The sequence below is a fragment of the Acinetobacter sp. BHS4 genome, assembly GCF_018454425.1.
GTDB classification, from domain to species: Bacteria; Pseudomonadota; Gammaproteobacteria; order Pseudomonadales; family Moraxellaceae; genus Acinetobacter; species Acinetobacter pittii.
In genome coordinates this window covers 1,884,062-1,896,833 of the sequence record NZ_CP075323.1, presented here as the reverse complement: position 1 = coordinate 1,896,833, position 12,772 = coordinate 1,884,062, and the positions used below count along the sequence as shown (strand labels likewise).

The 12,772-nt window shown below is 36.2% G+C and carries 10 protein-coding genes; 6 read left to right on the top strand and 4 right to left on the bottom strand.

What is annotated here, in order from left to right:
* Window positions 1–101: 101 nt before the first annotated feature.
* Window positions 102–956, top strand: coding sequence for a helix-turn-helix domain-containing protein (locus KIP84_RS09025; protein WP_213689783.1), 855 nt, complete (start codon window positions 102–104; stop codon window positions 954–956).
* 18 nt (window positions 957–974) lie between these two features.
* Here the strand turns inward: KIP84_RS09025 and chrA are convergent, their stop codons facing one another.
* A complete protein-coding gene (gene chrA / locus KIP84_RS09020) occupies window positions 975–2,321 on the bottom strand; it encodes a chromate efflux transporter (protein WP_063098791.1) in 1,347 nt (448 codons plus the stop codon).
* Between the two features lie 184 nt (window positions 2,322–2,505).
* On the bottom strand, window positions 2,506–3,792 hold the full coding sequence (locus KIP84_RS09015; RefSeq protein WP_002133419.1) for an MFS transporter: 1,287 nt from the start codon (window positions 3,790–3,792) through the stop codon (window positions 2,506–2,508).
* 516 nt (window positions 3,793–4,308) lie between these two features.
* Between KIP84_RS09015 and KIP84_RS09010 the strand changes: the two genes are divergently transcribed.
* Complete coding sequence (locus KIP84_RS09010) at window positions 4,309–6,525, top strand: TonB-dependent siderophore receptor (protein ID WP_213689782.1); 2,217 nt, start codon at window positions 4,309–4,311, stop codon at window positions 6,523–6,525.
* Between the two features lie 54 nt (window positions 6,526–6,579).
* Here the strand turns inward: KIP84_RS09010 and KIP84_RS09005 are convergent, their stop codons facing one another.
* A complete protein-coding gene (locus KIP84_RS09005) occupies window positions 6,580–7,998 on the bottom strand; it encodes an aspartate ammonia-lyase (protein WP_032013041.1) in 1,419 nt (472 codons plus the stop codon).
* 413 nt (window positions 7,999–8,411) lie between these two features.
* On the opposite strand from KIP84_RS09005, the gene KIP84_RS09000 reads away from it, so the two are divergent.
* The 4 genes from KIP84_RS09000 to KIP84_RS08985 all read left to right on the top strand — a co-directional run bounded on the left by KIP84_RS09000 (window position 8,412) and on the right by KIP84_RS08985 (window position 11,491).
* A complete protein-coding gene (locus KIP84_RS09000; RefSeq protein ID WP_005305057.1) occupies window positions 8,412–8,594 on the top strand; it encodes a hypothetical protein in 183 nt (60 codons plus the stop codon).
* A gap of 111 nt (window positions 8,595–8,705) precedes the next feature.
* Window positions 8,706–8,927, top strand: a complete 222-nt coding sequence (locus tag KIP84_RS08995) for a hypothetical protein (protein ID WP_080645707.1) — start codon at window positions 8,706–8,708, stop codon at window positions 8,925–8,927.
* Between the two features lie 544 nt (window positions 8,928–9,471).
* A complete protein-coding gene (locus tag KIP84_RS08990; RefSeq protein ID WP_002113716.1) occupies window positions 9,472–10,365 on the top strand; it encodes a LysR substrate-binding domain-containing protein in 894 nt (297 codons plus the stop codon).
* A 232-nt stretch (window positions 10,366–10,597) separates the two neighbouring features.
* Window positions 10,598–11,491: a LysR family transcriptional regulator gene (locus tag KIP84_RS08985; RefSeq protein WP_003651675.1), complete on the top strand. Its 894-nt coding sequence runs from the start codon at window positions 10,598–10,600 to the stop codon at window positions 11,489–11,491.
* Between the two features lie 49 nt (window positions 11,492–11,540).
* On the opposite strand, the gene KIP84_RS08980 is transcribed toward KIP84_RS08985, so the two are convergent.
* The gene (locus KIP84_RS08980; protein WP_213689781.1) at window positions 11,541–12,713 is read right to left on the bottom strand and encodes a thiolase family protein; all 1,173 of its coding nucleotides are present in this window, start codon (window positions 12,711–12,713) and stop codon (window positions 11,541–11,543) included.
* Window positions 12,714–12,772 lie beyond the last annotated feature (59 nt).

Sequence of the window (12,772 nt, the reverse complement as noted above, 5' to 3'; positions counted from 1 at the left end):
GTGTTGCACATGCAAGATCTTGCGTTTTTTATAGATCTAAACTAGCTGAATTTTGCTGAATATGGTTAACTTAAGCTCAATGATATTCGTTTTAATTTTGCATGGCCTATCAAACTTTAGAACAGCTACAGCAATCTAAAGCCAAGCTTCACGAGACTGTGGTGCTTGATGAAAATATGCAACTTGCATTTTGGTCTAATCAGCAAGATCGTGTAAGTGTCTGTAGTGATCACCACACTCTAAGTCTTTATATTCAAGATGGCTATGAAAGCTATCAAAAAACACCTGCGGGCTGGAAAAATGGTGGCGGGCCGGGTCGTTTTTGCTTATTGCCTGAACATCAGGAGTCGACTTGGGATATCCGAGGTGGGCTTAAATTCGTTCACTTGTATTATACTGACCAACATTTGCGTGATGTTGCCGAAAAAATATGGGACAAAGAACCCAATCAAATTGAACTAAACGAAGTTGTGTTTAATGACGATGAACGGATTCGAGCGTTATATCAATTCTTCTTGCTAGATTGTGATTGGAAAGATTCTTCAAATCATTTGCAAATGAGTACAACAGCAAGTTTATTGTTGAATCACTTGATTCGAAGATATAGCAACGTGAAGTGGCAGCAACCCGTCATTAAAGGAGGCCTCGCGCCTCATAAACTCAAATATATTCAAGACTGGATTGAAGGGCATCTAGACCAAGCACTGACTTTGTCTGACTTAGCAAATGTTGTGAATTTAAGCGAATATCATTTTGCCCATATGTTTAAACAGTCCAGGAATATGGCGCCTCACCAATATGTCATGCAAAGACGCTTAACTAAGGCAAAGGGGTTAATTCAGTCATCTCAGCTTTCTTTGCAAGATATTGCGCTAGTATGTGGGTTTAGCTCAGCAAGTCATTTAAGTCATCGCTTTAAACAATTTTATGGCATAAGTCCTTCGCAGTTACGTTGAAAGACTCATGACTAATTTTTATAAAAGATAAACCCCTAAACCAACCAGCGCTGATGCAAATATCACATATAACACGTTCACGTTAAATCGGAATAAAGCAATAAATGCAGCAACAGTAATGAGGGCTGCAATAACATCAAAATGCCCTGAAAAGCCTTGTGGCCATAACACGTGATAACTAAAAAATAGTGCGAGATTTAAAATTACACCGACCACAGCCGCGGTAATTGCAGTGAGTGGCGCAGTAAATTTAATTTCATTATGTGTAGATTCAATAATGGGCGCACCCGCAAAAATAAATACAAATGAAAAGAGAAAGGTAAACCAAGTCACAATGACTGCACCCAGTGCTCCAGCAAAAAATAGATGCTCAGAGCCAAGTAATGAATGATTGACGCCTCCTAAAAAGCCAACAAATGCCACTACCATAATCAGTGGACCCGGTGTAGTTTCACCTAAAGCTAAACCATCAATCATTTGTGTAGGTGAAAGCCAGCCAAAATGATTGACTGCTCCTTGATAGACATAAGGTAAAACTGCGTAAGCGCCCCCAAAAGTGAGCAAAGCAGCTTTGGTAAAGAACCACGCCATTTGAGTATAAGAATGATGCCATCCAAAATATGCGCCTAAAGCTAAAATTGGCAATAGCCATAAAGCGATTGCTATAAAAATAAGTTTAGCTAACCGCAACCAATGGAATTTAGCGTGCTCTGGTGTTGGAGTCTCATCATCAATAAATGCCGGACCATAATCTTTCTGACTGGCTTTATGTCCAGCCGCGGAGGAAAATAGTTCTGGGTACTTTTTACTCGCTAAATAGCCAGCAATACCAGCGGATAAAACGATAAGCGGGAAAGGAAGCTTTAAGACAAAAATGGCAAAGAATGCTGCAATCGCGACGGCCCATAAAAACTTATTTTTAAGCGAACGACTACCTATACGGTAAGTTGCATGGAAAACAATTGCAGTAACGGCAGGCTTAATTCCATAGAAAATACCTGCAATAACGGGAACATCTCCAAATTTTATATAAACCCAAGACAGCCCAATTAAAATAAATAAGGAGGGTAATACAAATAGAATACCTGCAACTAATCCTCCAGCAGTTCTATGCATAAGCCAACCAATATAGGTTGCTAATTGCTGTGCTTCAGGACCGGGTAACAACATGCAGTAGTTCAGAGCATGTAAAAATCTTTTTTCGGATATCCAGCGCTTTTGCTCAACGAGTTCCTGATGCATCACAGCGATTTGTCCAGCTGGCCCCCCAAAGCTAATAAAGCCGAGCTTAAGCCAAAATAAAAAGGCTTGCCAGAAGGTGACTTGAATAATACTTTCAGGTAAAGGGGATTTTTCGTTTTCCATTTTTTTATCCCATCAAAAAATTGATTCATACGGATCAAGAACATCAAAAACTAGTAACTTTTAGTTAATTGAATAAGTTAGATGTGCTAGGCAGCTATAGCATACAGAACAAAAATGACTTTCTTATTATTTTAAAAAGATATTCTTCTAAAAAATCTCTAGAAGAATATCTATCTTTTACTTTTTAATGATCATGTTCTAAATAATCTGGTTTTTTCGGAAGCGCAAGGCTACACAAGAAACAGATAATCAGCATGACAATGACATATATAAAGAAGGTATTTTCAATTCCGGCAGCTTTAAACTGTAAGGCAACCGAAGGTGCAGAACCACCAAACAGCGCATTACCTACCGCATATGAAAATCCTACGCCTAAAGCTCGTACATGAGGTGGGAACATCTCCGCTTTTACCAAACCACTAATAGAAGTATAGAAGCTGAGTAACATCATCATAAAAATGAGTAGCAAGGCAATAATGATCGGCGAATCAATATAGGCACGCATCCCGATCACCATGACTGGGTATATAAAAATCGCAGACAATAAGCTAAATGCCAGCATTGAAGAGCGTCGCCCAATACGGTCGGAAATTGCACCAAATACAGGTTGAGCACACATATAGACAAATAGGGCGAAGGTCATGATATAACCAACGGTTTTTCCATCCATCCCTAAATTGGTTAAATAGGTTTTTGAATAAACAGTCTCTACATAAAACGTTAATGAACCAGCAGAAGTGTATCCAACCACCAATAAAAAGGTTTTCCAGTGCTTTTTAAAGAGCTCTCTTAAACTACCAGACTCTTTTCGTTCGCTGTCTTGATGAGAAAGTGTTTCTTCTAAGCGACTACGTGCAAGCAAAGAAAAAATTGCTGCAATACCACCAATAACAAATGGAATACGCCATCCACCATCATGTAATTGTTGTTCACTTAAGAACGTTAATAAAATTACACCAAGTAAGCTAGCAAGTAATTGACCACCAGATAGAGTGACATATTGGAAAGACGAGTAAAAACCACGTTGACCTTTTAAGCCTAATTCACTCATATATGTTGCTACTGCACCATATTCACCACCAACCGATAAGCCTTGAAGTAAGCGCACTACCAGTAAAAGAAAAGGGGCAAATAAGCCAACTTGGTCATAAGTAGGTAGGGCTGCAAATAGAAAAGAACTCAAAGCCATCAGACAAATTGAGATGACCATCGACTTTTTTCGACCATGCCGGTCTGCAATTCGTCCAAATACCCAACTACCAATAGGACGCATAAAAAAGCTTGCAGCGAATACGCCCCATACATAGATAGATTTAGTCGTACTATCCATATCAGGTGCTGTTAATGCTTGAGTAAAGTAGGCAGCAAATACTGCATAGATATAAAAGTCGAACCATTCAACTAAATTACCAGAGGCTGCGCCTACAATCCCACGTATTCTGCTACGTTTTTCTTCCTGAGTGTATGTCATATTTCTTCCATCATTTTGCAGACAAAAATGAGGAATTTTTAGATATGCTGGATAGAAAATAGAATGAAACTTTAAATATCACTCAATCCTGAGCACTTCCTTAAATTCCTAACTATTCATTTTTTCTAATTTTAAAATTCGTTTCTAGTAAGATTACGTCCTTTTGTTCGATTTAAAGATAATTTTACCAATGATCGAACACTTCCTTTCATTTAACTTAATAATTAATTCTATTTAAAATCAGTGAGCTAATTTACAACGGTACTTTTCTATTTTATTTCTCCTTTTAAGTTTCATTTCGAGCTTAAGTTTATTTTGAATATTTGGTAATACTTAAAAAGTTATAGCGTCAATTCCTAATAAAATAAATGAAATTTATATAATGATAAGTTCATAAAATTTGTATCAAATACACTTAATCGAAAAAGTACAGAATGTATTGTTTCTCAATATATGTAGCTGTATTCTTGCGTGGCTAAAAATAGACTCCGCACTCATTTCTAGCGCTTTAGAATTATGCACGGTATGGCAGGTAGTTATTCAATGGAAAGACGTTCGTTAAATCTTCACTTCATGACATGCTCTAAAACAGCATTGGCTTCATCTATTGCACTCATAACATCTGTCGTCTATGCAAATGAAGCGGAGGTTTCGCAGCTCCCAACCATTACTGTGAATGCTACACAAAATAATGATGCACTATATACGTCTAAAAAAGTTAATTTATCTGGTTTTCAAACTGGTGATGTAAAGAAAGTCCCTGCATCTATTACAACTATTACATCTGAGCGCATAGCAGACCAACACGCAAAAACTTTAACTGATGTTATTAAAAACGATTCTTCTTTAGGGGATGGCTATGCTGCAATTGGCTACTATCCAAATTTTGTAGCACGTGGTTTTGCGCTTGATTTAGGCTCAAGTTATCTCATTAATGGCCATACTATACGTGGCGAACAAAACGTGGCTTTAGAAAATAAAGAACAAGTTGAAATCTTAAAAGGCATTTCTGCAATTCAATCTGGAATGTCGACGCCGGGTGGTGTGGTTAACTATGTAACCAAAAGACCAGCCGATGTTAAAAACATTACTGTAGATGCAAATTCAGAAGGTGGCTATACGCTGGCAACAGATGTTGGCGGCTTTGTTAATAATAGTTTTGGTTATCGAATCAATTTAGCCCATGAAAGCATCCATCCAAATGTTGATCATGCAAATGGTAAACGAGAGTTTGGTTCAGTTGCTTTAGACTGGAAAATTAATGATCGTTCTAAATTATTGTTTGATATTGAAGCTCAGCATCAAAGTCAACGTTCAGTACCAGGTTATCAACTGCTTGATGGGCAAGAAGTACCAACAAATGTAGATCAAGACCGTTTATTGGGTTATCAGTCTTGGAGTAAACCTGTTGTAAATAACAGTGTAAATGCAAGTTTGAAATATCAATATGCATTTAATGATCAATGGAATGCTAGCTTAAGTGCATCGCAAAGCCGTGTTGTGATTGATGATTATATTGTGTTTCCTTATGGAAGTTATTATTCATCGGGTAATCCACTTGCAGTATTTGACAAAGATGGAAACTATGATCTTTATGACTATCGTAGCCCAGATGACACACGTATAACTAATCAGTTTTCTGCTGGGTTAGAGGGTCAATTCAATACTGGCAATATTGAGCATCAGGTAGCTTTTGAATTGCAAAATACACGTAAAAACCTGAAGCGTTATGATCCGAGTAATCAACTTATTGAGAATGAAATTGGCAATATTTATACTGATTCATCAGATTTTAAAATGCCACCTGAAAAATTAGGCAATCGCTTTAAAGCTCTAGAAAGCGATCAGACTGCTTTTACCATATCTGACCGAGTTCAGTTTAACGATCAATGGTCAACTTTATTGGGTGGAAAACTTATTCATCTTGACGAACAAGCCTATAAGCCAGATGGCCAGCAAAGTCGTGATACCGACTTAAACAAGTTCTTACCACAATTAGCGCTTATGTATAGCCCAACTGCTAAGACTAATCTTTATGCTTCATATGCCAAAGGATTATCGGATGGTGGTGAAGCACCTTGGTATACAAACAATGTCATGTATGGCACTGGTCCCCAGATATTATCACCTAGAAATTCTGAACAATATGAAATTGGTGTTAAGCAACAAATACGAAACTTCTTATTAACAGCAGCTATTTTTGATTTAAAACAAGACAATCAATATAGCAAAGTAAATGCTGATGGAACTTTCGATTTTATTGAACAAGGTGAACAGCACAATCAAGGTATTGAATTAGGTTTAACTGGTGCATTAACCGATACAGTTGACGTAAGCTCTGGCATTACCTATACCAAATCTCGTCTAGTTGATATTGATAGTGACAGCTATAAAGGTCATCAAACTCAAAATGTACCGAAAGTACGCGCAACTGCACAGTTATCTTATAAAGTTCCGTCAGTTGAAGGATTAAGATTATTGAGTGGCATGCAATACAGTAGCAGTAAATATGCAAACAAAGAGGGAACTGCAAAAGTAGGTGGCTATAGCGTCTTTAATATTGGTGCTGCCTATAAAACAAATTTTGCTGGACATGACACAACTTTTAGATTCAATATTGATAACTTATTTAATAAGAAGTATTGGCGTGATGTGGGTGCATTTATGGGTGATGATTATTTATTCTTAGGTAATCCACGTACAGCCCAGTTCTCTACAACTTTCAGTTTTTAAAATATAAAACAAATAAAAAAGGAGCTTATAAAAGCTCCTTTTTTATTTCAGGAATTAAGCCGACATTTTTGGTTTAACCATATTATTAATCGACAAGATATCATCAAGCACTTGTGCCGATAATAAACCTTCATTTTGAACTAAAGCCAATACGCTTTGTCCGGTTTCGTTTGCAGTTTTAGCAATACGAGTTGTAGTTTCATAACCTAGATATGGGTTAAGTGCAGTCACGATACCAATCGAGTTTTCAACCAAAGCTTTACAATGCTCAGGGTTCGCCGTAATTGTATCAATACACTTACTTTGGAACATTGCCATTGCCTTACCAAGCAAATCCATAGATTCAAACAGTTTGAATGCAATAAGTGGTTCCATTGCATTTAACTGTAATTGACCCGCTTCAGCAGCTAAAGTTACAGCCAAGTCATTTGCAATGATCTGGAAACAAGCAAGGTTCATTGCTTCAGGTATAACTGGGTTTACTTTACCCGGCATGATCGAGCTACCCGGTTGGCGAGCTTCTAAATTAATTTCATTAATGCCAGTACGTGGACCACTTGAAAGTAAACGTAAGTCATTGGCAATTTTTGAAAGTTTAGTTGCGGTACGCTTTAATAAACCAGATAAAAGAACAAAGTCACCCATATCTGAAGTTGCTTCGATTAGATCAGGAGCAGACTTAATTTTCTTACCAGAAATTTTTGCAAGCGCTTGAATCGCAAGTTCACGGTAACTATATTCAGTAGTAATTCCCGTACCAATCGCCGTGCCACCAAGGTTCATATACGCTAAAATATTTGGAATAAGCGTATTAATTTGCTCAAGGTCTTTTTGTAAAGTTACTGCAAAAGCACCAAACTCTTGACCTAATGTCATTGGCACAGCGTCTTGTAACTGTGTACGGCCCATTTTTAGAATATGAGCAAATTCTTGAGATTTATTGCGGAAACTTAAGATTAAGTTGTTAAAAGGAAGATTTAGTTCATCTAAGCTTAATAACAAACCTAAGCGAATCGCAGTAGGGTACACGTCATTTGTTGACTGTGACATGTTAATGTCATTATTAGGATGCAAATATTGATATTGGCCTTTTGCGTGTCCCATATATTCTAAAGCGACGTTTGCTAATACTTCATTTGCATTCATATTGGTTGAAGTACCAGCACCGCCTTGCATCATATCAATTGGGAACTGGTCGTGAAAATTACCACGAATAAGTTGATTACAGCTGTATTCAATCGCTTCAAATTTAGTCTGATCTAAGCTTTTAAGATTATAGTTCGCTTCAGCACAAGCAAGCTTTACCATTGCTAAAGCTTTAATAAGGTGAGGGAAATTTCCGACCTTGCTTTGAGTTAAATTAAAGTTTTCTAGAGCACGTAATGTTTGAACTCCGTAGTAGTCATTATTATTGATCTCTCTATAACCAATAAGATCCTTCTCAATACGGGTGGTAATTTCAGCGTTCATCATTAAACTTCGAATTAGTAAAGAAGATAATTCATATTAGATTTCGAAATGCTTCACTTCTAATGCATTTATCAAGTTGATTATGCATTTTTTGCATATCAATTTTTTCCTTTTCTAAACCTAAAAATAGAAAAACTTTTTTCTTCACACATTACATCTAAATTTTATTTTATAAATTAATAGTTTACTTTTTAGATAAATTAAAAATAAAAAGTTCTATGATGAACTAAATGAAGATGTAATTTGAAAAAGAGCTGCATGCAAAATTTTAGACTTGTTAATTTAAGTGAAATATCAACTAATTTAATGAGGGCAATTAAAACGGAAGTGTAGTTTACCTAACAAATTTATATAAAAATGTGATGCATTTCACATAAAAGACACTATAATACGAAAAAATCTTAGTTTTTAAGTTTATGTTAAAAGTCACAGCCGCATTAATCATTTTGGGTAGTTTTACATACTATGTACTTTTTCATGGTGAAGAGAAAAGTGAGTCTAAAACTTCCCGTTTACTTAAAGACGCGGAGCAATCGATTGCTTCTGCTGAAAGTTCAGTAAACAAAGCCAATAGTATTGTACCAATATCTTATAAATAGCCACGGTTACTCAGCCTAACTATTTTATATTAACCATCAAAATATTGTTTTATCTAAATTTTATTGAAATTTAGATAAAAGACTGTATGTATAGAGACAAAATTCATGAGAATGAAGTTTATCGCCTATGATCCCAATTCTGGGGAAAAAGTAAGCTTAAAAGAGCATATCCATCACATGGATAAATACACCACTTATATCTTTTTTAGTGATGAAAAAGATAATATGGTATTCAATCCGCAGAAAAAGCAAGTTTTTGAAATTACTCAATATACAGCGAATATGATGGTTGAAATTTCAAGAAAGCTATATTATCTGATTGGTGAATATTAAAAATTTATTTCAGGTCAATCTCGGATAGATACTTTAGTAGAATAGTCAGGTTTATTTAGTTGAACTATACTGCAAATATATCTTCTGATTTGAACTAATTGATTAGGTCAGAAAGCTTAAATCCTGAAATAATCAAATTAGCAAAATTTTAGTTTTACAGTCCGTATTCTTCCCCAAGGTGCGGACTTTTTTTTATAAAAATTAAGACTTGATAAAACGATGAGGGTATTTTTAGTTTTTATTAAAGCTTAAATGGTTATTTACTTGATTTATATAACCTTACTTTTTGATTTAAAATAATTTTTAGAATAATGATTTTATATTTGTATGAGTTGTTGCGCTAAATGAAAGACTTTTATTCTCTTACACTCTTTTCTATGTCAGAATTATTAAATACTTACTTTTATCGTTTGGCTTTGCCATCCTTCCATCGCATTTTTGCAGGTACTCCCATGTTTTATATTTTTCATTCATCTATTCAGCTATTTATTCAGCTTCCCAACAAGACAAATTAAGGACATAACTATAAAAAGGGAATGCAAAAATGAACTTAGAAGTACGTTGGGTAGAAGACCTTTTGACACTTGAGCGTGAGCGTTCTATTTCAAAAGCAGCCGAAAAACGATTTATTAGTCAATCTGCGTTTACGCGTAGAATTCAGCAAATAGAAGAGATGATCGGAGCTGAAGTTATTATTCGAAATAATAAAAATAATATTGAATTTACAGACATTGGGCGGATTATGCTGGTGATGTCTAAAAATATTGAGAAGCAGGTAGAAGAAACAGCAAAGCTGATTAAAAATATCAAAAATGAAACCGAATCTACGATTCGTTTCTGTGTTGTTCATTCATTAGCATCAGGTTTTTTAACCACTTTTTTAAAAAAATTCCCAACGTTTATGCGTGATTTAAAAATTGAAATTGTCGCAACGAATAGTGGTGAAGGCTTATCTCTTTTAAAAGAAGGTGCCTGCGATTTTATGATTTGCTATGCAGATCGATCTAATATTAATCGGGTTGGTGATGATATTTTAAGTGGTATCAAGATCGCTGAAACAGAGATTGTTCCAGTGTCAGCTACCGAAGCAGATCATACGCCTAAGCATACAATTCAGAGTAATTTTTCATTACTTGCTTATAGTAAACATGCTTATTTACGCAAATTGGTCGATCAATTGATTGAAGGTAAACTGATCTATAAAACCTTATATGAAACTGACAATGCCACCAACTTGAAAGAGCTTGTATTACAAGGTTTAGGTGTAGCATGGATTCCAAAAATTAATGTAGAGGAAGATCTCGCTACCGGAAAATTGGTCATGTTGGACCATAACGAATACTGCCTGCCACAGGATATTTATATTTTTAAAAATAACTTGAGTGATAACAAATCAGTTCAGCAAATCTGGAAGGGCTTCCAAACTCAGCATGATTAAAATTTATAATGATATGTAATGTCCTCAAGATATTTACATACAAAGTAATCAATCAAAGAGCTCATACCTTTGTCTTTATGATGAAAGGCTTTATAAAGCATTGCTCATGGTCTAGGTTCTTTGTTAATTTAGACCATATATCAATAATTCAGAAATCTAGTGAGCATTTTATATATGCTGTGCCTGATTTCATTCCTTTTGAATGGATTATTTGATCCAGACGGAGACAATTTTGTTTGATCTAGATAGTAGATTACTAAATATTTTTTATCATATTTATCGGTTTAAAAGTGTTTCAATGGCAGCTGATGCTATTGGGCTTACACAACCGAGTGTTAGTAATGGACTCAACAAAATCCGTCAGCATTTTAATGACCCGCTTTTTATTCGTGTTGGGAATGAAATGATTCCAACCGAATTGGCTAAAGAAATCTTTCCGCTCATTAGTGAAGTGATTGATAAAGTAGAAAGCATTAATAACTTTAGTGTGAACTTTGATCCGCTAACTTCAGATCAGCTTTTTACAATTGCGATGACAGATGTCTCTCATCTGGTTTTATTACCGCAATTAACCAACTATTTAAAAGAGAAAGCCCCTTTAATTCGCTTGAATATTAGGCCGATTACGCCAGAAACCAGCTATCAAATGGCAAATGGTGAGATTGATCTTGCAATTGGCTTTTTACCCCAATTAGAAGAAGGCTTTTATCAACAAAAGTTTTTTAAACAACATTATGTGGTGATTAGCTCTAAGAGCCATCCTCGTTTAGACCCAAATAATTTTACTTTAGATGATTATATGCGCGAGTATCATATCGACATTGATGCGGGAATCGGGCACTACCATATTAAAAATGAATTGCAGAACAAAGGATTAGATCGAAATATTTTAATTCGATTACCAAGTTATCTTGGAGTGGGATTAGTCGTTCAAGAAACAGATGCGATCGCAACGGTGCCGTATTATTTAAGCCAAGTCTTATTGGTGAGAGAAAATTTACAGATTTTACCGGCACCTCTAGACTTTCCAACTTATGATGTTAAACAACATTGGCATATGTCTTGCCATCATAAAAGTAGCCATAAATGGTTCCGTCAAACCTGTTATGAACTTTTTAAAGTTTAAAAAAAGAAGGGGTAAGAAAAATTCTTACACCTTCTGCGTGGTTTGATTTTTAGACTTCAATTGCAACAGCTGTAGCTTCACCACCACCAATACATAATGCAGCAACACCTTTTTTCTTACCAAGGCGTTTTAAAGCATAGATAAGAGAAAGAATAATTCTTGAACCCGTTGCGCCAATTGGATGGCCTAAAGCACAAGCACCACCATGGACGTTTACTTTTGCCTCATCAATGCCGAGTTCATGAATTGGCGCCATTGCCACCATTGCAAAAGCTTCATTAATTTCCCAAGCATCTACCTCGTCAACTGACCAACCAGCGCGCTCAAGCACTTTTTGAATAGCACTAATTGGAGCGATAGTAAATTCACTTGGATGCTGGGAGTGCGTAGAAGTTGCAACAATTTTTGCTAAAGTATTTAAACCATGACTTTGAGCATATTCTTCAGTGGTGAGTACTAATGCAGCAGCACCATCAGAAATTGAGCTTGAGTTAGCTGCTGTAATTGTCCCATCTTTACTAAAAGCTGGACGCAATGTTGGGATCTTCTCAAGATTCGCTTTTAATGGTTGCTCATCTTGATCGATAACTTCGACACCTTTACGTGTTTTTACTTCAACAGGAACAATCTCTTCTTTGAAGTAACCTTCCGTAATCGCAGTTTGCGCTTTTTTAAGTGAAGAAATTGCAAAGTTATCCATTTGCTCACGTGTAAAGCCTTTAGTGTTTGCCATGTCTTGCGCAAACGAACCCATTAAGCGGCCTGTTTCTGCATCTTCAAGACCATCTAAAAACATATGGTCCTTAATTTCACCGTGACCCATACGGTAACCACCGCGAGCTTTGGGTAAAATATAAGGCGCATTGGTCATAGATTCCATACCGCCAGCTACAATAATATTGGCACTGCCTGCTTTTAGAGTATCTGATGCCATTAACACCGCTTTCATGGCAGAGCCACACAATTTATTAATGGTAACTGCACCGACATGATCAGGTACACCAGCTTTACGCATCGCCTGACGAGCAGGGCCTTGGCCAATACCTGCACTTAATACGCAACCAAAAATAACTTCATCTACTTGGTCAGGTGCAACACCTGCACGTTGAATAGATTCACGGATAACAGCAGCGCCAAGTTCTGGTGCCGTTAAAGCCGATAGACTGCCTTGAAAACCGCCCATTGCAGTACGGCTACCTGAAACTATAACAATTGAACTCATCTTAATATCTCTTATTGATGTATTTGCTAAATTTGCCTTTAGCCGAAACTAAAGGCGCC

Coding starts and splice junctions, on each gene's coding strand:
- KIP84_RS08995 (WP_080645707.1), top strand. CDS start 8,706: ATGAAGTTTATCGCCTATGATCCCAATTCTGGGGAAAAAGTAAGCTTA.
- KIP84_RS08990 (WP_002113716.1), top strand. CDS start 9,472: ATGAACTTAGAAGTACGTTGGGTAGAAGACCTTTTGACACTTGAGCGT.
- KIP84_RS09005 (WP_032013041.1), bottom strand. CDS start 7,998: ATGATGAACGCTGAAATTACCACCCGTATTGAGAAGGATCTTATTGGT.
- KIP84_RS09025 (WP_213689783.1), top strand. CDS start 102: ATGGCCTATCAAACTTTAGAACAGCTACAGCAATCTAAAGCCAAGCTT.
- KIP84_RS09015 (WP_002133419.1), bottom strand. CDS start 3,792: ATGACATACACTCAGGAAGAAAAACGTAGCAGAATACGTGGGATTGTA.
- KIP84_RS09000 (WP_005305057.1), top strand. CDS start 8,412: ATGTTAAAAGTCACAGCCGCATTAATCATTTTGGGTAGTTTTACATAC.
- KIP84_RS09010 (WP_213689782.1), top strand. CDS start 4,309: ATGCACGGTATGGCAGGTAGTTATTCAATGGAAAGACGTTCGTTAAAT.
- chrA (WP_063098791.1), bottom strand. CDS start 2,321: ATGGAAAACGAAAAATCCCCTTTACCTGAAAGTATTATTCAAGTCACC.
- KIP84_RS08980 (WP_213689781.1), bottom strand. CDS start 12,713: ATGAGTTCAATTGTTATAGTTTCAGGTAGCCGTACTGCAATGGGCGGT.